This is a genomic window from Streptococcus vicugnae, assembly GCF_016461705.1.
Classification (GTDB): Bacteria; Bacillota; Bacilli; order Lactobacillales; family Streptococcaceae; genus Streptococcus; species Streptococcus vicugnae.
This window is the reverse complement of record NZ_JAEMHW010000001.1, coordinates 40,910-57,748: the sequence shown is the minus strand read 5'-3', so window position 1 is coordinate 57,748 and position 16,839 is coordinate 40,910. Positions and strand designations below refer to the sequence as shown.

19 protein-coding genes and 1 other annotated feature are annotated in these 16,839 nt (G+C 37.3%); of the genes, 17 read left to right on the top strand and 2 right to left on the bottom strand.

Annotated elements, in window-relative coordinates; all coding sequences use genetic code 11:
- Positions 1-4 precede the first annotated feature (4 nt).
- From aroB to JG537_RS00300, 5 genes are all read left to right on the top strand, one after another.
- Positions 5-1,072, top strand: a complete 1,068-nt coding sequence (gene aroB / locus JG537_RS00320) for a 3-dehydroquinate synthase (RefSeq protein WP_132869057.1) — start codon at positions 5-7, stop codon at positions 1,070-1,072.
- Position 1,073: 1 nt separating this feature from the next.
- On the top strand, positions 1,074-2,240 hold the full coding sequence (gene aroC, locus JG537_RS00315; protein ID WP_074481604.1) for a chorismate synthase: 1,167 nt from the start codon (positions 1,074-1,076) through the stop codon (positions 2,238-2,240).
- An 81-nt stretch (positions 2,241-2,321) separates the two neighbouring features.
- On the top strand, positions 2,322-3,428 hold the full coding sequence (locus tag JG537_RS00310; RefSeq protein ID WP_132869056.1) for a prephenate dehydrogenase: 1,107 nt from the start codon (positions 2,322-2,324) through the stop codon (positions 3,426-3,428).
- A gap of 11 nt (positions 3,429-3,439) precedes the next feature.
- Positions 3,440-3,778 carry a YlbF/YmcA family competence regulator gene (locus JG537_RS00305; RefSeq protein ID WP_020916975.1) on the top strand — a complete coding sequence of 113 codons (339 nt, stop codon included), beginning with the start codon at positions 3,440-3,442 and terminating at the stop codon, positions 3,776-3,778.
- Positions 3,779-3,870: 92 nt separating this feature from the next.
- On the top strand, positions 3,871-4,788 hold the full coding sequence (locus JG537_RS00300) for an L-lactate dehydrogenase (RefSeq protein WP_074481606.1): 918 nt from the start codon (positions 3,871-3,873) through the stop codon (positions 4,786-4,788).
- A gap of 30 nt (positions 4,789-4,818) precedes the next feature.
- Here the strand turns inward: JG537_RS00300 and JG537_RS00295 are convergent, their stop codons facing one another.
- Entirely contained in the window at positions 4,819-6,066 is a 1,248-nt protein-coding gene (locus tag JG537_RS00295) for a bifunctional folylpolyglutamate synthase/dihydrofolate synthase (protein WP_199542340.1), read from the bottom strand.
- Between the two features lie 66 nt (positions 6,067-6,132).
- On the bottom strand, positions 6,133-6,585 hold the full coding sequence (locus tag JG537_RS00290; RefSeq protein ID WP_132869054.1) for a DUF6556 family protein: 453 nt from the start codon (positions 6,583-6,585) through the stop codon (positions 6,133-6,135).
- 196 nt (positions 6,586-6,781) lie between these two features.
- On the opposite strand from JG537_RS00290, the gene JG537_RS00285 reads away from it, so the two are divergent.
- The 12 genes from JG537_RS00285 to JG537_RS00230 all read left to right on the top strand — a co-directional run bounded on the left by JG537_RS00285 (position 6,782) and on the right by JG537_RS00230 (position 16,838).
- Entirely contained in the window at positions 6,782-7,927 is a 1,146-nt protein-coding gene (locus JG537_RS00285; RefSeq protein WP_132869053.1) for a cysteine desulfurase family protein, read from the top strand.
- Between the two features lie 41 nt (positions 7,928-7,968).
- A complete protein-coding gene (gene thiI, locus JG537_RS00280) occupies positions 7,969-9,183 on the top strand; it encodes a tRNA uracil 4-sulfurtransferase ThiI (protein ID WP_199542339.1) in 1,215 nt (404 codons plus the stop codon).
- A 225-nt stretch (positions 9,184-9,408) separates the two neighbouring features.
- Complete coding sequence (locus tag JG537_RS00275) at positions 9,409-10,614, top strand: CapA family protein (protein ID WP_132869770.1); 1,206 nt, start codon at positions 9,409-9,411, stop codon at positions 10,612-10,614.
- Positions 10,605-11,162, top strand: coding sequence for a GNAT family N-acetyltransferase (locus JG537_RS00270; RefSeq protein WP_132869771.1), 558 nt, complete (start codon positions 10,605-10,607; stop codon positions 11,160-11,162). Before JG537_RS00275 ends, JG537_RS00270 begins: the two co-directional genes overlap by 10 nt.
- 71 nt (positions 11,163-11,233) lie before the next feature.
- Positions 11,234-11,309 (top strand) — a sequence feature (ribosomal protein L21 leader region).
- A 35-nt stretch (positions 11,310-11,344) separates the two neighbouring features.
- Positions 11,345-11,659: a 50S ribosomal protein L21 gene (gene rplU / locus JG537_RS00265; RefSeq protein WP_004232223.1), complete on the top strand. Its 315-nt coding sequence runs from the start codon at positions 11,345-11,347 to the stop codon at positions 11,657-11,659.
- 12 nt (positions 11,660-11,671) lie between these two features.
- Complete coding sequence (locus tag JG537_RS00260; RefSeq protein ID WP_132869772.1) at positions 11,672-12,007, top strand: ribosomal-processing cysteine protease Prp; 336 nt, start codon at positions 11,672-11,674, stop codon at positions 12,005-12,007.
- 21 nt (positions 12,008-12,028) lie between these two features.
- Positions 12,029-12,322, top strand: coding sequence for a 50S ribosomal protein L27 (rpmA, locus tag JG537_RS00255; RefSeq protein ID WP_004232221.1), 294 nt, complete (start codon positions 12,029-12,031; stop codon positions 12,320-12,322).
- Between the two features lie 148 nt (positions 12,323-12,470).
- The gene (locus JG537_RS00250; protein ID WP_199542338.1) at positions 12,471-13,388 is read left to right on the top strand and encodes a LysR family transcriptional regulator; all 918 of its coding nucleotides are present in this window, start codon (positions 12,471-12,473) and stop codon (positions 13,386-13,388) included.
- A complete protein-coding gene (gene lspA / locus JG537_RS00245; protein WP_199542337.1) occupies positions 13,385-13,858 on the top strand; it encodes a signal peptidase II in 474 nt (157 codons plus the stop codon). The genes JG537_RS00250 and lspA overlap by 4 nt, the downstream gene beginning before the upstream one ends.
- Positions 13,842-14,738 (top strand): RluA family pseudouridine synthase, encoded by an 897-nt coding sequence (locus tag JG537_RS00240; protein ID WP_199542336.1) that lies wholly within the window; start codon positions 13,842-13,844, stop codon positions 14,736-14,738. The genes lspA and JG537_RS00240 overlap by 17 nt, the downstream gene beginning before the upstream one ends.
- 284 nt (positions 14,739-15,022) lie before the next feature.
- Positions 15,023-15,544, top strand: a complete 522-nt coding sequence (gene pyrR, locus JG537_RS00235) for a bifunctional pyr operon transcriptional regulator/uracil phosphoribosyltransferase PyrR (RefSeq protein WP_039696718.1) — start codon at positions 15,023-15,025, stop codon at positions 15,542-15,544.
- A gap of 61 nt (positions 15,545-15,605) precedes the next feature.
- Positions 15,606-16,838 carry a solute carrier family 23 protein gene (locus tag JG537_RS00230; protein WP_199543585.1) on the top strand — a complete coding sequence of 411 codons (1,233 nt, stop codon included), beginning with the start codon at positions 15,606-15,608 and terminating at the stop codon, positions 16,836-16,838.
- The last annotated feature ends 1 nt before the right edge of the window (position 16,839 follow it).

Below are 16,839 nucleotides of genomic sequence, written 5' to 3'. Positions count from 1 at the left end.
GCTAATGAAATTGAATGTTAATCTCCCTCAAACACCTTATGATATTGTGATTGAAAAAGGTGTCTTAGCTAAAGCCGGTGATTGGGTAAAGTCATTATGGCAACCTCAAAAAATCGCCCTTATTACAGATAACCATGTTGGAAGTTTGTATGCCGAAAAAGTTAAACTTAGCATTGAGAATGCTGGGTTTGAAGTGATTGTTTTTGATTTTCTAGAAGGTGAAGCTTCAAAAAATCTTCAAACAGTTAATAAAGCGTATGAATTCTTGGTTAAAAACGGCATGACACGTAGCGATGGTATTGTTGCACTTGGTGGTGGTGTCGTTGGAGATTTAGCTGGTTTTGTAGCGTCTACTTATATGCGTGGCATTCATTTTTTACAAATTCCAACAAGTTTGACTGCTCAAGTCGATTCATCAATTGGTGGTAAAACTGGTGTCAATACGCCATTTGCCAAAAATATGGTTGGTACTTTTACGCAACCGGATGGTGTTTTAATTGATCCTGAAACTCTTCAAACTCTTGGAAAACGTGAGCTCATTGAAGGGATGGGAGAAGTGATCAAATATGGTTTGATCGATGATGTTGAATTGTGGGATGAACTATCTGCTATGGATGGTTCACCAGAAAGCATTTTAAATCATGCTGAGAGCATTATCTACCGTTCATGTAATGTAAAACGTAAAGTCGTTGTGGAAGATGAACTTGATAATGGCGTTCGACTTTATCTTAATTTTGGTCACACCATTGGACATGCTGTGGAAGCAACAGCAGGTTATGGTAAAGTGATGCATGGTGAAGCTGTAGCGATTGGTATGGTACAAATTTCTCGTGTTGCCGAAGCGAAAGGTTTAATGCCTAAAGGCATTACTAAAGACATTTTTGATATGTGCCAAAAATTTGGTTTGCCAACAGACTATCACCCTTGGAATGTTGATGAGCTTTATGGTGCTTTAGTACATGATAAGAAAGCTCGCGGTAAAATGATTAAGACCGTCATCGTACCAGAGCTTGGTAGTGCAGCGATTAATCAGATCCCCCTTGAAGAGATGAAAGAGTATTTGGAGAAGTAATATGAGATATTTGACAGCTGGTGAATCTCACGGACCGCGTTTAACTGCAATTATTGAAGGAGTTCCTGCAGGACTTCCTTTAACTGCTGACGACATTAATGTTGATTTAAAACGTCGCCAAGGCGGCTATGGCCGCGGCGGACGTATGAAAATTGAGTCAGATAAAGTTGAAATCACATCTGGTGTACGTCACGGTAAGACGACTGGTGCTCCAATTACCCTCAACGTTATTAATAAAGACCATCAAAAATGGTTAGATATTATGGCTGTTGAAGATATTGATGATGCCTTAAAAACAAAACGTAAAATTACTCATCCACGACCAGGTCATGCGGACCTTGTTGGTGGTATGAAATATCGATTTGAAGATTTGCGTAATTCTTTAGAGCGTTCGTCTGCACGTGAAACAACAATGCGTGTGGCAGTTGGTGCAGTTGCTAAACGTATTTTGGCTGAACTTGATATCGAAATTGCTAACCACGTGGTGGTATTTGGTGGCAAAGAAATCGATGTTCCAGAAGGCCTTACGGTTTCACAAATTAAAGAATTAGCAAGTCAATCTGAAGTTTCAATTGTTAACCAAGAACGTGAGCAAGAAATCAAAGATTATATCGACCAAATCAAGAAAGATGGGGATACCATTGGTGGTGTGGTTGAAACAGTTGTTGGTGGCGTTCCTGTTGGACTTGGTTCTTACGTTCAATGGGATAAAAAACTTGATGCTAAGATTGCTGGTGCGGTTGTTTCTATCAATGCCTTTAAAGGTGTAGAGTTTGGTTTAGGTTTCAAAGATGGTTACCTTAAAGGAAGCCAAGTAATGGATGAAATCCTTTGGAACGAAGAAGAAGGTTACACTCGTCGCACTAATAATCTTGGCGGTTTTGAAGGTGGAATGACGAATGGACAACCAATCGTTGTTCGTGGTGTCATGAAGCCTATTCCAACGCTTTATAAACCTTTGATGTCAGTTGATATTGAAACACATGAACCATACAAAGCAACTGTTGAACGTTCAGATCCAACGGCTCTTCCTGCAGCTGGTGTTGTTATGGAAGCTGTTGTAGCAACAGTTGTGGCTGATGAGATTCTTGAAAAATTCTCTTCTGACAATCTCGAAGAATTAAAAGAAGCTGTCGCTCGTCATCGTGATTATGTCAAACATTTTTAATGCATAAACAGTTGACTGAAGCTGAGACTAGGGTGCTCAGCTTCTTTCTATAAGGAATTGTAATCCGGAAATGGAGAAACTATGGAAAATAAAGTGATTTACGTAGCAGGTTTAGGTTTAATTGGTGGCTCCCTTGCTTTAGGGATTAAACGAGACCATCCTGATTATAAAATCCTAGGATACAACCGTTCTGACAAATCGCGTAATGTTGCTCTTGAACGTGGTATTGTCGATCAAGCGACAGCAGATTTTAAAGAATTTGCTCCATTGGCTGATGTGATTATCTTGGCGGTTCCAATTAAACAAACGATTGAATTTATTAAGATCCTTTCTGAAATGGATTTGAAAGATAATGTCATCATAACTGATGCTGGTTCAACCAAAGGTGAAATCGTTGAAGCAGGTGAAAAGTACTTAGCTGGTAAAAAGGTTCGTTTTGTTGGCTCACATCCAATGGCAGGTTCACACAAATCAGGTGCTATTGCTGCCGATGTTAATCTTTTTGAGAATGCTTATTATATTTTTACACCATCTTCTTTAACGCTTGATGGAACAATCGATGAACTTAAAGGAATTTTGTCTGGCTTGCACGCACGTTATGTGGAAATCGATGCAGCTGAGCATGATCGTGTGACCAGTCAAATCTCGCATTTTCCTCACATTCTTGCTGCAAGTTTGATGGAACAAGCGGGTGATTATGCGACTGAACACGAAATGGCTAATCATTTTGCAGCTGGTGCTTTTCGAGATATGACACGTATTGCCGAAAGTGAGCCAGGAATGTGGACCAGCATTCTTTTGACAAATAAAGAAGCAGTTATAGGCCGCATTGATGATTTTAAAGAGAGACTTGATGCGGTTAAAGAACTTATTTCTAAGAGTGATGGTGATGCCATTTGGAATTACTTCAACCATGCTAAAGAGACACGTAAGGAAATGCAAATTCATAAACGTGGTGGTGTAGAAAGCGCCTTTGATCTTTTTGTGGATGTTCCTGACGAAGAAGATGTTATCTTAAGAATCTTGGAATTACTTCGTGGAACGTCTTTGGTTAACATTCACGTTAACGAGGAAAATCGTGAAGATATCAATGGTATCTTACAGATTTCGTTTAAGAATGCTAAAGATTTAGAGCATGCTAAAAAGGTTATTAGTGAAAATACTGATTATAAAGTTCATATTAATTAAGGAGATATATTATGGCAAATATTTATGATTTAGCAAACGAATTGGAACGCGAAATCCGTGTTCTTCCAGAATACAAAAAAGCACAAGAGTGCCGCGCAGCCATTGATGCTGATGAAGAAGCCAAAGCCTTGTTTAAAGAATTTACTGAATTCCAACAAGGGCTTTATGCAAAATTGCAATCTGGCCAAATGCCTACAGGTGATGAACAAACTAAAATGCAAGAACTAGGGGCTAAAATTGAAGCAAATCCAGTTTTGAAAGCCTATCTTGGTGCGCAACAATCATTATCAGTGTATGTAGCAGATCTTGAAAAAATCATTTTTGGACCACTACAAGATCTTTTGAAATAACTATTGTAACCTAACATTTCTTGTTAGGTTCTTTTCGTATTTTCAGGATGAAAGGTCTATAATGATTGATAACTTTATAAGGAGGTTGTTTTATGTCACGTAAGGTCGGAATTATTGGAATGGGTCATGTCGGCTCAACAGTTGCTCATGGGCTGATTGCTCAGGGAGCATTTGATGATTATGTACTAATTGATATAGATGAAAAGAAAGTGACAGCTGATGCCGTCGATTTTCGTGATGCAGCAGCAAATTTGAATCAACATGCTAATATTGTAATTAATGATTATCAAGCTTTAGCAGATGCTGATGTGGTGATTTCTGCTTTAGGGAATATTAAACTCCAAGATAATCCTAATGCAGACCGTTTTGCTGAGTTGCCATTTACTGCAAAAGAAGTGCCTGGTGTTGCTAAAAAATTGAAAGAAGTTGGTTTTAAAGGCATTATTATTGCTATTTCAAATCCAGTTGATGTGATTACTAGCCTTTATCAACACTACTCTGGACTTCCAAAAGAACGTGTTATTGGAACTGGTACCCTACTTGATACGGCTCGTATGAAACGTGCTGTTTCAGAACGATTTGGTGTTGATGCTCGTAGTGTTTATGGTTACAATTTGGGTGAACATGGTAATTCACAATTTACAGCTTGGAGTCAAGTTCGGGTTAAAGGTCAACCTATTTCAAAATTTACTGACGATGAAACACTTGACGAAATTGCTCATGAGGCTATGATTGGTGGTCATACTGTCTTTTATGGTAAGAAATACACTAGTTATGGTATTGCAAGCGCAGCGATTCGTTTAGCACTTGCCGTTGTTTCAGATAGTCATGAAGAACTTCCTGTTTCAAATTACTATGAACCATTAGATACTTACCTTAGCTATCCAGCTATTGTTGGACGAGAAGGTATTATTGAACAAATTAAATTGACATTACCTGCAGAAGAAGAAGCCAAGCTTGAAAATTCAGCTAACTTTATCAAACGTAAATTTGCTGAAAGTCTAAAATAAAGAAAAATCCCATCTGAAAATCAGGTGGGATTATTGATTAAGCAAGTAATTTCGAACCTCAGAAATGAAGTAAAGCGAACCCGTGACAACAAATAAGTCATCGGATTTCAGTTTAGCTTGTGTAAGCCAATCTTTGTAATTAGCCACTTTGGTGTATTGTTCAGGATAATCCGATAAAGCTTGTGCCTGATAGAAGTCAAAACTTGTAACAGATAAGTCGTAAACTGACAATTCCTCAAGCATTTGATTGAGTGGTTTACGTCCTACTCCTGCAAAAAGGATATGGATGGTTTTATTTGAAAACTCTTTTTTTAGAAGATCGGCTAATTTAGCGATGGAATCTTCATTGTGGGCACCGTCTAGCATGAGGTTATCTCTGATAAGTTCGCAACGTCCAGCCCACATTGTTGATTGTAAACCATCTTTAATACTTTTTTCGGTAATGTTAGCAAAATCAGGTTTAAGGATGGTAGCCGCCATGGCTGCTAATGAAGCATTAGCTCTTTGGTGGTGTCCAAGCATTGACAAAGTGATGTCTGATATAGTTCTATCTTGGTAGGTGAAAGAAAAAGCTCTGCCGTTTTCACTGATTGAAAAGTCTTTATTAATCTCAAAGGTCGGACAATTCAAGTTTTTGGCTTTTTGATAAAAAACTTGTTGAACGTCTGGTGCCATTTTACCAAAGATAAAAGGAACATGAGTTTTTAGAACGCCAGCTTTGTGACTAGCAATTTCTGTCAAAGTATCTCCAAGGGTATCTTGGTGGTCAATGCTGATTGACGGACAAATGACGGCTTTAGCTGTAAAGACATTAGTTGAGTCGTAAGTTCCGCCGATACCTGCTTCTATGACAGCTATGTCGACTGGATTGATTTTAGCAAAATAGTAGAACATGAGCGCAGTAACAAGTTCAAATTCTGTTACTTTACCGACTTTATTTTGAAAATCATAGTTTTCGACAATAGGCTTAATAGCCTGCGCAGTTTTTACCAAATCCTGGTCAGAAATTTCCTTGCTATTGATAGCGATTCGCTCGTTAAAGCGCGTGATAAAAGGAGAAGTGAACGTTCCTGTCTTGTAACCTGACTTTGTTAAAATATGTTGTAGAAAACTTGTTGTTGAACCCTTTCCATTTGTTCCGACAACGTGGATTGCTGGAAATTTATCCTGTGGGTTATTGAGTAAATCCAGAAGGTATCGCATACGCTCTAAACTTGGTCTGCGTCCGTTAGCTTTATGAGAGTGAATCCAATTTAGTGTTTCAATATAAGTCGTCATTTGATTTTCCTAGTAAAAAAGAGGTGGGCTGATAAGGAATTCTTATTAGCCCATTCCTCTTTGATATTATTGATTTGTTTCAGTAGCACTTCCTGCTGTAGTATCAGATGTTGCTTGAGAACTTGTTTGAGTGTTGTCTTGAGTTGTGTCAACACTTGAACTATAGGTTGGTGTTTCTGAACTTGAATCGTAGGTTGTGTCAGCATCGTCGTTATAAGTTGTATTGTCTGAAGCTGAACTTGAGTAAGTGGTTGATGCTGATGTATCAGTTTTACTATTGTTACCCTTGTTGCCTTCTTTAATAACAACAGTTGTAGTTGACTTTTCAGTTGGTTTCTGATTTGAAGATCCCTTCACAGCGTTAGTGATTGTAATGCTGGCTACGATAATACTAAGGATAGAACCAATAAGTGCAATTGTTTTTTGAAAAGCGGAGAAGCCTTTTTTAATATGCTTTGATGGGGCTTGTTCCTTATCTTTTTGTGATTTTTTTTGACGTCTTGAATAATGTTGAGACATTTTTAACTCCTTTTTCGCGTATGATTCTATTATAGTTTTTTCATTTTAAAAGTCCAGTATGAGATGGGGCTCTTTCAGAAAATATTTTAAAGCATTTTCTTAAAAATAGCCTTAAAAAACTTAGGATTAAAGCTTTCACACTTATAAGAGACTGTGCTATAATGGTAGTATTGATTTTTTTGTGAAGGAAGAAAAAATGATTTACTTTGATAACTCTGCCACAACAATTCCCTATCCTGAAGTGCTAAGAACTTATCAGGAAGTGGCAAGTAAAATTTACGGAAATCCCTCAAGTCTACACAATCTAGGAACAAAAGCTAGTCGTATCTTAGAAGCCAGTCGTAAACAAATTGCTGATCTACTTGGGGTTAAGAGCACAGAGATTATTTTCACTTCTGGCGGTACAGAAGGTGACAACTGGGTTCTTAAAGGTGTTGCTTTTGAAAAAGAGCGTTATGGAAAACACATTATTGTCTCTGATATCGAACACCCTGCTGTTAAAGAGTCTGCAAAATGGCTAAGCGAACACGGTTTTGAAGTATCTTATGCACCTGTTAATGAAAAAGGGTTTGTTGATGTTGAAAAATTAGCAGAGCTTTTACGTCCAGATACAACTCTTGTATCAATTATGGCTGTTAATAACGAAATCGGTTCTATCCAACCAATCAAAGCTATCTCAGAACTATTGGCTGATAAACCAGGAATTTCATTCCACGTGGATGCTGTCCAAGCAATTGGGAAAATTCCAGCTGCTGATTATCTAACAGATCGTGTTGATTTTGCAAGCTTTTCTGGGCACAAATTCCACAGTGTGCGTGGTGTAGGTTTTATTTATAAAAAAGAAGGTAAAAAACTCAACCCTTTGCTAGCTGGTGGTGGTCAAGAAGGCGATCTTCGTTCAACTACTGAAAATGTTGCTGGTATTGCAGCGACAGCTAAAGCTCTTCGTTTGGTTACAGACAAAGAGGCCTATGCACTTCCAAAAATTGCTAAAATGAAAGAAATCATCTATGATGAACTTGCTAAACACGAGGATATCCTCATTTTCTCTGGTAAGGATGATACATTTGCACCAAACATTTTAACATTTGGCATTAAAGGTGTTCGTGGAGAAGTTGTGGTTCATGCCTTTGAAGAGCATGAAATTTATATTTCAACAACTTCAGCTTGTTCATCAAAAGCTGGAAAACCAGCAGGTACTTTGATTGCTATGGGAGTTCCAACAAAATTGGCTCAATCAGCTGTTCGCATTAGTCTTGATGACGACAATGATATGGGACAAGTGGAACAATTCTTAACAATTTTCAAACAAGTTTACGAAAAGACAAAAAAAGTAAGATAATCAATAAGAAAGGATAAAGAGAGTCTTCTCTTTAATAAATTATGCAATACTCAGAAATTATGGTTCGCTACGGCGAATTATCAACTAAAGGAAAGAACCGCATGCGTTTCATCAACAAATTGAAACGTAACATGAAACACGTTCTTTCTATTTATCCTGATGTGCGTGTTGTGGCTGATCGTGACCGCGCTCACATTTTTTTGAATGGAACAGATTATGTCCCAGTTGCTGAATCATTAAAACAAATCTTTGGTATTCAAGCATTCTCACCTTCTTACAAAGTTGAAAAGAATCTTGAAACTATCAAAAAAGCTGTTCAAGATGTCATGAAAGACGTTTATCATGAAGGATTAACTTTTAAAATCACAAGTAAACGTAGTGACCACAATTTTGAAATGGACAGCCGCGAATTGAACCAATTCCTTGGTTCAGCAGTATTTGAAGTTTTACCGGATATTCAAGCTCAAATGAAAGGTCCAGATGTCAACCTAAAAGTTGAGATTCGTGAAGAAGCAGCTTATCTTTCATATGAAAATATTAAAGGTGCTGGTGGTCTTCCTGTTGGAACAGCTGGCCGTGGGATGTTGATGCTGTCTGGTGGTATTGATTCACCAGTTGCTGGTTACCTTGCCCTTAAACGTGGTGTTGATATCGAAGCTGTTCACTTTGCTAGCCCTCCATACACAAGTCCAGGTGCTCTTAAAAAAGCTCAAGATTTGACACGTAAATTGACAAAATTTGGTGGTAACATTGATTTCATTGAAGTTCCATTTACTGAAATTCAAGAAGAAATCAAAGAAAAAGCTCCTGAAGCTTACTTGATGACTTTGACACGTCGTTTCATGATGCGCATTACAGACCGCATTCGTGAAGAGCGTAATGGTTTGGTTATCATTAACGGTGAAAGTCTTGGACAAGTGGCTAGTCAAACGCTTGAAAGTATGCGCGCCATTAATGCCGTAACTGCAACACCAATTATTCGTCCAGTTGTAACAATGGATAAATTAGAAATCATTGATATTGCACAAAAAATCGATACGTTTGACATTTCTATTCAACCATTCGAAGATTGCTGTACGATTTTTGCACCAGATCGTCCAAAAACTAATCCAAAAATCAAGAATGTTGAACAATATGAAAAACGTATGGATGTTGAAGGACTTGTTGAACGTGCGGTTGCTGGAATTAAGGTGACAACAATTACACCACAAGCAGAACATGATGAAGTTGATGACTTGATTGATGGCTTACTATAATTGATAAAAAGAGGCTGAGACATAAAATCTTAGTCTCTTTGTTTGTGAAAGTGTAGTTTTATAAAACACAGTAGCTTGAGCTTCGAAGATTTATTAAATTAACGATTCGCTTTTTAATCTTTAAGCTTGAATACCTTACTTATTTAACAACTTTTTCAGTGCCAGTGAAATCCTGAAAGCCTAATCATAAAATGGTATAATAACCACATGGAGGTGTGATTAAGGATGTTAGATAGGATAATTTATAAAAAGACAACTTTTGCTTGCTTGGCATTTATTTTGCTTAGCTTATTGGGAGCAGCTTTTTATGGTTTAGCTTTTGAAAAGCATTCCCCAAGTGATAAGACTCACCAGTCAAAAGCTCATCCAAGCCGGGTGAAAACGGCGCGTGTCATGGCTAATGGCGATATTCTTATTCATAATGGTCTTTACGGTAGTGCTGAACAGGCTGATGGGACTTATGATTTCAAGCCTTTCTTTGAATATGCCAAAGACTGGATTTCAAGTGCTGATTTAGCTATTGGTGATTACGAGGGAACAATCAGCCCAGATTATCCTTTAGCTGGCTATCCGTTGTTTAATGCACCCAGTGAAATTGCGGACGCTATGAAAGACACAGGATATGATGTGGTTGATTTGGCTCACAATCATATCCTAGATTCAGGTCTTTCTGGTGCCATTAATACGGTAAAAACATTTGATAAGTTGGGCATGCCAAGTATCGGTGTTTATAAGAAAGACCGTGACAAAGAAGATATTTTAATTAAAAATGTTAATGGTATCAAAATCGCTATTTTAGGTTATTCTTATGCTTATAATGGTTTAGAAGCAAATCTGTCATCTGAAGACTATGAAAAACATATGTCTGATTTGGATGAAGATAAGATGAAAGCAGAAATTCAGGAAGCTGAAAAGAAAGCAGATGTAACGATTGTCATGCCACAAATGGGTGTGGAGTATCAACGTGAACCCACTCAAGAACAAGTTACGCTTTACCATAAGATGATCGAGTGGGGAGCAGATGTTATTTTTGGTGGACACCCACATGTTGTTGAGTCTTCTGAGACCGTTGAAAAGGACGGTGAAAAGAAATTCATTATCTACTCAATGGGGAACTTTATTTCGAATCAACGGTTAGAAACAGTAGATGACATTTGGACAGAACGTGGTCTGTTGATGGATGTGACATTTGAAAAGAAAAATCAAAAAACCAAAATCAAAACTGTCAAAGCTCACCCGACAATGGTTTGGGTTTGGAGCAAGGGCGTGATAGGATCAGAAGGTTTTGTGCTTTCAGATTATCGCACGCTTATTTTAGAAGATTTTATCAAGGGTGGTAAGTATCGTGATAAACTTGATGCTAATATGCAAGAAAAAGTTGATACTGCCTATCAAGAAATGAATGAATTGGTGAATTTACAATGGAATTAAAACGACAAAAGGTCAAGTTCTTTTCTAAGAACTATCGTGATGTCAAAAACTTATATTTTACAGCGTTTCCGGCTGTGGAGCGCCTACCTTATTTTCCGCTATTTTTAAATACATGTAGAAGTTTAGCTGATTTTTATGCTTATTACGACGGTGATACCTTTGTTGGCTTGGCTTACCTGTTGCAAAATGAAGAGGTTGTTTACCTCTTCTTTCTAGCTGTTAACACGCAAATCCGTTCTCGCGGTTATGGCTCTGCTATTTTACAAGATATCAAACATCTAGCTAATAAAAGACCAATAATTCTAGCTATGGAACCTTTAGATGAGAAAGCAGATAATTATGAGCAACGTCTGAAACGTGTCAACTTTTATGAAAGAAATGGCTTTTCAATTACTGACTACTATTATCATGAAGGAGCAGAAGTTTATCAAATGATGGCAACCAAGAGTGATATTGATATTCATTTGGTTGAAAAGTTGACAGAAAAAGCAGTACTCGGTTTAATTCCAGTCTCTTTTGATCAAAAAATCAATGAAAACGCAATATAAACAAAAAAAGCCAGCATATTTCTTGCTTTAATCCTTTTAACGTGTTAAAATATGAACGTTGACTAAATGCACATCCTGTGCAACCGCACGAAAATCGTTATTAAGCAACTCTAGAGGTTCACGATTTAGGCGAGTCTTCACAAGCGGAAAAATCCGCAACAAAATTTTATAGGAGGTGCACGATGAGCACATATGCAATCATCAAAACTGGTGGAAAACAAGTTAAAGTTGAAGTAGGTCAAGCTATCTATGTTGAAAAACTTGATGTTGAAGCTGGTTCAGAAGTAACATTTAACGAAGTTGTTCTTGTTGGTGGTGAAAAAACTGTTGTTGGTACACCAGTTGTTGAAGGAGCTTCTGTTGTTGGTACTGTTGAAAAACAAGGAAAACAAAAGAAAGTTGTTACTTTCAAATACAAACCTAAAAAAGGTTCACACCGTAAACAAGGTCACCGTCAACCTTACACTAAAGTTGTTATCAACGCTATCAACGCTTAATTTAGCATTCTCATGATTCAAGCAACTTTTATTCGTCATAAAGGCAACTTAGAAAGTGTTGAACTGACTGGTCATGCCGGCAGTGGTGAATATGGCTTTGATATCGTATGTGCAGCTGTTTCAACCCTATCAATTAACCTAGTTAATTCGTTAGAAGTTTTGACAGATTGTGACGTTGATTTAGCTATCAATGAGATTGATGGTGGTTATATGAAGATTGATATCTCTCATATAACTAAAAAGACAGATGAGAAAGTTCAACTTTTATTTGAAAGCTTTCTTTTAGGAATGACAAACTTGGCTGAAAATTCGAAAGAGTTTGTGTCAGTTAAGGTCATTGCAAACTAATTTGAAAAGAGGACACTACATATGTTAAAAATGAATCTTGCTAACTTGCAACTTTTCGCCCACAAAAAAGGTGGAGGTTCTACATCAAATGGTCGTGATTCTGAAGCAAAACGTCTTGGTGCTAAAGCAGCTGACGGTCAAACTGTTTCAGGTGGATCAATCCTTTACCGTCAACGCGGTACTCACATCTACCCAGGTGTGAACGTAGGTCGCGGTGGTGACGATACACTTTTCGCTAAAGTTGAAGGTGTTGTTCGTTTCGAACGTAAAGGTCGCGATAAACGTCAAGTATCAGTTTATCCAATCGCAAAATAATTTAACAGAAAGTCTGCTTTCGCAGGCTTTTTTTGATTTACCGCAAAAGTGAGATTTATGGTAATTGTCTTGCTTTACTTGATATAGCGCCATTAGTTATAATTTGCTATAATAAAGGTGATTGATTTTTTAGAAAGAATGATTGACAATGAATATACAACAATTACGATATGTTGTAGCTATTGCAAACAGTGGGACCTTTCGTGAAGCAGCTTCAAAGCTTTTTGTCAGTCAACCAAGTTTGTCAGTAGCTATTAAAGACCTTGAAGGTGAATTAGGCTTTCAAATTTTCACACGTACAACAACAGGTGCTGTTTTAACAAGTCATGGGATGACATTTTATGAAAAAGCATTGGAAGTTGTTAAGAGTTTTGATTCGTTTGAGAAGCAATTTTCTCAATCAGCTTCTGACTCTGATGAGTTTTCAATTGCTAGTCAACACTATGATTTTTTGCCACCGTTGATAACTGCTTTTTCAAAAGCTCATCCAGAGCATAAAGATTTTCGGATTTTTGAATCCACAACGATTCAAATTTTTGATGAGGTTGCTCAAGGGGATAGTGAAATTGGGATTATTTATTTAAATAATCAAAATCGTAAGGGCCTTTTACAGCGTATGGAAAAACTTGGGTTGGAATTTGTAGAATTAATTCCTTTTAAAACTCATATTTACCTTGCTAAGAATCACCCGCTTACTCAAAAAGAAAATTTAGAGATGGATGATTTGAAAAATTTCGCAACTGTTCGCTTTACTCAAGAAAAGGATGAATACCTATATTACTCAGAAAACTTTGTAGATACCAGTGACAGTCCACATGTCTTTAATGTGACGGACCGTGCAACGTTAAATGGTATTTTGGAACGTACGGATGCCTACGCAACAGGTTCTGGTTTCCTTGATAGTCGCAGTGTAAATGGCATTACGGTTATTCCGCTTGAGGATAAGTTAGATAACAAAATGGTTTATATCAAACGCCGTGATAAAAATTTATCAGTCTGTGCTTTAAAATTCATCGCTGTCATGAAAGATTATTTTGAAAAATTCAGTCCAAAGGTGACCAAATGAAAAACTATAGAAAACTTTATTTTCCAATAGCTGCTTTGATTTTGATTCTTATTGATCAACTAAGTAAGTTATGGATTGTCAATCATATTCCTTTAAATACCATTCGCAAGTGTCTACCTGGGATTTTTAGCCTAACCTATTTGCGTAATTATGGAGCAGCTTTTTCAATCTTACAAAATCAGCAGTGGTTCTTTACTGTAATCACGCTTGCTGTTGTAGGTGCAGCTTGTTATTATTTTATTAAAAATATTAATGGCAATTTTTGGTTCTTATTTGGACTTATGTTGATTATTTCGGGTGGAATCGGCAATTTTATCGACCGTTTGCGACTTGGTTACGTTGTTGATATGGTTCATTTGGATTTTATGAATTTTGCTATTTTTAATGTGGCGGATTCGTATTTAACAGTTGGGGTAGTGATTTTGTTTATTGCCCTATGGAAAGAGGAGGAAAATGGAATTAATCATTAAAGAAGCTGGCGCGCGTTTGGATAAAGCGTTAGCTGATTTGACAGAATTGTCACGTAGCCAAGCAAATGATGAAATCAAAAAGGGAACTGTTTTGGTAAATGACAAAGCTGTTAAAGCAAAATATGCTGTTAAAGTCGGTGATGTTATTACTTATGAAGTTCCAAAAGAAGAAGTCTTAGAGTATACAGCTGAAAATATTCCGCTGGACATTGTTTATGAGGATGAAGATGTTGCAGTGGTTAATAAACCACAAGGAATGGTAGTTCACCCATCTGTTGGTCACACTTCAGGGACTTTGGTAAATGCTTTGATGTATCATATTAAAGATTTATCTTCAATCAACGGTGTGATTCGACCAGGTATTGTTCACCGTATTGATAAAGATACCTCAGGGCTTTTGATGATTGCTAAGAATGATGCCGCTCACAATGCACTTGCTGCGGAATTGAAGGAAAAAAAATCACTTCGTAAATATGTAGCAATTGTTCATGGTAACATCCCGAATGATCGTGGTGTCATTGAAGCGCCAATTGGTCGTTCTGATAAAGATCGTAAAAAACAAGCTGTTACGGCTAAAGGGAAACCTGCAGTAACGCATTTCAAAGTATTGGAACGTTTTGGAAGTTATACTTTAGTTGAATTGACTTTGGAAACAGGACGTACTCACCAAATCCGTGTACACATGGCTTACATTGGCCATCCTGTAGCTGGAGATCCATTATACGGACCACGTAAAACTTTAAAGGGGAATGGTCAATTCTTGCATGCTCAAACACTAGGTTTTACACACCCTAAAACTGGTGAAACAATGACCTTTACAGCTGAAGTTCCAGAAATTTTTAAAGAAACACTTGAAAAGCTAAGAAGCGGAAAAGCATAATTAATAATCGCAAAGAAGTAGAACAAAACTTTTTTAGGAGTTCTACTTTTTTATTCGTTTTGCAAAAAAGTGGTAGATATTTTTTGTCGAAAATCATAATTTCCTTGTCAAATGATGAACGATTTGGTATTATATAAGAGTAAATATTATCCTTTAATACTGTCCCGTGAGGCAGGCAAGGAGAGAACGGTAAAAGAAGCGTGCAACTAGCATAGTTGTACCTATATTTTGTGGAATCTCCTTGGTAACGAGGAGATTTTTTGTATATTAAGAGAGGTTTGTTTATGAAAACAAAAGAAATTGTTGATGACGTAACAATGAAACGTGCGATTACACGTATCACTTATGAGATTATTGAACGAAATAAAAATCTTGACAATATTGTCCTAGCAGGAATTAAGACACGCGGTGTCTTCATTGCTCGCCGTATTCAAGATCGCTTGAAACAATTGGAAGGCATTGATATTCCTCTTGGGGAACTTGATACAAAACCTTTCCGTGATGATATGAAAGTTGAAGAAGATACAACAGATATGCCAGTAGATATTACTGGTAAAGATGTCATTTTGGTTGATGATGTTCTTTATACAGGACGTACAATTCGTGCGGCTATTGATAACTTAGTAAGTCTTGGTCGTCCAGCTCGTGTTAGCCTTGCTGTTCTTGTTGACCGTGGACACCGTGAACTCCCAATTCGTGCTGATTATGTTGGTAAAAACATCCCAACAAGTGCTATCGAGGAAATCATTGTTGAAGTGATCGAAGTAGATGGTAAAGATCGCGTTAGCATTGTAGATCCAAGCTAAGCAGTATTAGAATTGAGGAGGATGATAAAAAGTGGAAAACGTAAGATATGATGTGCATGATATGCCAAAACCAGGAATGCTGTTTGGACTATCATTCCAACATTTGTTTGCAATGTTCGGTTCAACAGTTTTGGTTCCAATCTTGGTTGGAATTGATCCTGCAATTGCCCTATTTTCAAGTGGTTTAGGTACTTTAGCGCATTTGACAGTAACCAAATATAAAATTCCAGCTTACATGGGTTCAAGTTTTGCTTACATTGCGACAATGCAAATGTTAATGAAAACAGATGGAATTGCTGCGGTAGCACAGGGGGCTATCGCGGGTGGTTTGGTTTACTTAATCGTTGCCTTGATTGTAAAATTTGCCGGAAATGCATGGATTGATAAAGTACTTCCACCAATTGTGGTTGGTCCAATCATCATCGTTATCGGACTTAGCCTTGCAACAACGGCTGTTAATGATGTGATGCTTAAAAACGGCGACTACAATTTTACTTACCTTTTAGTTGGGATGGTAACTCTTCTTGCGGTTATTCTCTTTAACATGTACGGTAAAAAGATTATCGGTGTTATTCCAATTTTACTTGGTTTGATTGTTGGTTACATTTTTGCCTTTGTAGTTGGTGCTGTGACAGGTCAAAGCATTGTTGATTTGTCAGGTGTGGCAAAATCAGCTTGGTTCCAAGTTCCAAGTTTTGATATTCTTTTTGTGGATTATCACTTCAAACTTTATCCAAGTGCAATTTTGACAATGGCTCCAATCGCTTTTGTAACAATGACTGAACACTTTGGTCACGTAATGGTTCTTAACAGTTTGACAGGACGTGACTTCTTTAAAGATCCAGGTCTTGACCGTACGCTTACAGGTGATGGTTTGGCACAAATTATCGCTGGTTTCTTCGGTGCTCCACCGGTAACATCATATGGTGAAAACATTGGTGTTATGGCACTTAATAAAATCTACTCAGTATATGTTATTGCTGGAGCAGCTGTTATTGCTGTAGTGATGAGCTTTATTGGAAAAATATCAGCTCTTCTTTCATCTATTCCAACACCAGTAATTGGTGGTATTTCAATTGCCCTCTTTGGTGTTATTGCATCAAGTGGTCTTAAAATTTTAGTTGAAAACAAAATTGATTTTGATAATAAGAAAAATCTTTTGATTGCAAGTGTTATCCTAGTATCTGGTATCGGTGGTTTGACATTGCAAGTTGCTGGTTTACAAATTACAGGTGTTGCTTTCTCAACACTTCTAGGTATTATCTTGTATCAAATTCTTCCAGAAAAGGACTAAA

Excerpts from the sequence above, each read along its gene's own strand:
- JG537_RS00250 (WP_199542338.1), top strand. The coding sequence starts at position 12,471 with ATGAATATACAACAATTACGATATGTTGTAGCTATTGCAAACAGTGGG.
- rpmA (WP_004232221.1), top strand. The coding sequence starts at position 12,029 with ATGTTAAAAATGAATCTTGCTAACTTGCAACTTTTCGCCCACAAAAAA.
- thiI (WP_199542339.1), top strand. The coding sequence starts at position 7,969 with ATGCAATACTCAGAAATTATGGTTCGCTACGGCGAATTATCAACTAAA.
- lspA (WP_199542337.1), top strand. The coding sequence starts at position 13,385 with ATGAAAAACTATAGAAAACTTTATTTTCCAATAGCTGCTTTGATTTTG.
- JG537_RS00300 (WP_074481606.1), top strand. The coding sequence starts at position 3,871 with ATGTCACGTAAGGTCGGAATTATTGGAATGGGTCATGTCGGCTCAACA.
- JG537_RS00270 (WP_132869771.1), top strand. The coding sequence starts at position 10,605 with ATGGAATTAAAACGACAAAAGGTCAAGTTCTTTTCTAAGAACTATCGT.
- JG537_RS00230 (WP_199543585.1), top strand. The coding sequence starts at position 15,606 with ATGCCAAAACCAGGAATGCTGTTTGGACTATCATTCCAACATTTGTTT.
- JG537_RS00240 (WP_199542336.1), top strand. The coding sequence starts at position 13,842 with ATGGAATTAATCATTAAAGAAGCTGGCGCGCGTTTGGATAAAGCGTTA.
- JG537_RS00305 (WP_020916975.1), top strand. The coding sequence starts at position 3,440 with ATGGCAAATATTTATGATTTAGCAAACGAATTGGAACGCGAAATCCGT.
- JG537_RS00285 (WP_132869053.1), top strand. The coding sequence starts at position 6,782 with ATGATTTACTTTGATAACTCTGCCACAACAATTCCCTATCCTGAAGTG.
- aroB (WP_132869057.1), top strand. The coding sequence starts at position 5 with ATGAAATTGAATGTTAATCTCCCTCAAACACCTTATGATATTGTGATT.
- JG537_RS00260 (WP_132869772.1), top strand. The coding sequence starts at position 11,672 with ATGATTCAAGCAACTTTTATTCGTCATAAAGGCAACTTAGAAAGTGTT.
- JG537_RS00310 (WP_132869056.1), top strand. The coding sequence starts at position 2,322 with ATGGAAAATAAAGTGATTTACGTAGCAGGTTTAGGTTTAATTGGTGGC.
- JG537_RS00275 (WP_132869770.1), top strand. The coding sequence starts at position 9,409 with ATGTTAGATAGGATAATTTATAAAAAGACAACTTTTGCTTGCTTGGCA.
- aroC (WP_074481604.1), top strand. The coding sequence starts at position 1,074 with ATGAGATATTTGACAGCTGGTGAATCTCACGGACCGCGTTTAACTGCA.
- JG537_RS00290 (WP_132869054.1), bottom strand. The coding sequence starts at position 6,585 with ATGTCTCAACATTATTCAAGACGTCAAAAAAAATCACAAAAAGATAAG.
- pyrR (WP_039696718.1), top strand. The coding sequence starts at position 15,023 with ATGAAAACAAAAGAAATTGTTGATGACGTAACAATGAAACGTGCGATT.
- rplU (WP_004232223.1), top strand. The coding sequence starts at position 11,345 with ATGAGCACATATGCAATCATCAAAACTGGTGGAAAACAAGTTAAAGTT.
- JG537_RS00295 (WP_199542340.1), bottom strand. The coding sequence starts at position 6,066 with ATGACGACTTATATTGAAACACTAAATTGGATTCACTCTCATAAAGCT.